The sequence below is a fragment of the Brachyspira sp. SAP_772 genome (assembly GCF_009755885.1).
GTDB lineage: Bacteria > Spirochaetota > Brachyspiria > Brachyspirales > Brachyspiraceae > Brachyspira.
The window spans coordinates 1-547 of sequence record NZ_VYIX01000347.1; the positions used below are offsets into that span (position 1 = coordinate 1).

A 547-nucleotide genomic window follows, 5' to 3' on the forward strand; every position below is an offset into this window, starting at 1 on the left:
TTCAAAATTAAATATTATTTTTATTATTTTTTGATAAAAAAAAATATTATAAAAAGTAATAATTTTAATATTTTATTTATTTTTTTTGTTTGAGATAAAAAAAGTTAACAAAATATATATCTAAAATATATTGAATATGTTAAATTATATATATAAAAATGGAGGCTAATTTTATGGCAACTTTATTTGATATAATAGGACCTGTAATGATAGGACCTTCTAGTTCGCACACGGCAGGGGCTTGCCGTATAGGTAAACTAGCTAAAAAAATTTTGGGCGAAGATGTAAAAGAGGCAAAAATATATTTACACGGTTCTTTTGCTCTTACTTGGAAAGGTCATGGTACTGATAAAGCTATTTTGGCTGGACTTTTAGGATATGAAACTTATGACACTCAGCTTAGAGACAGTTATAAACTAGCTGAAGAAAATAATCTTAAATTTGAATTTATACCAACTACATTAAGAGAAGCTTTTCACCCTAACAGTGTTTATATAGAAGTAAAAGGTCAAAATAATGAGGCAAATATTTTAGCTTCATCTATTGG

The 547-nt window shown here is 26.1% G+C and carries 1 protein-coding gene; it reads left to right on the top strand.

Annotation, left to right across the window (positions count from 1 at the left end):
* Positions 1 to 173: 173 nt before the first annotated feature.
* Positions 174 to 547 (top strand): serine dehydratase beta chain (locus GQX97_RS14440; protein ID WP_304488849.1); only part of this gene is annotated, 374 nt, incomplete at its 3' end.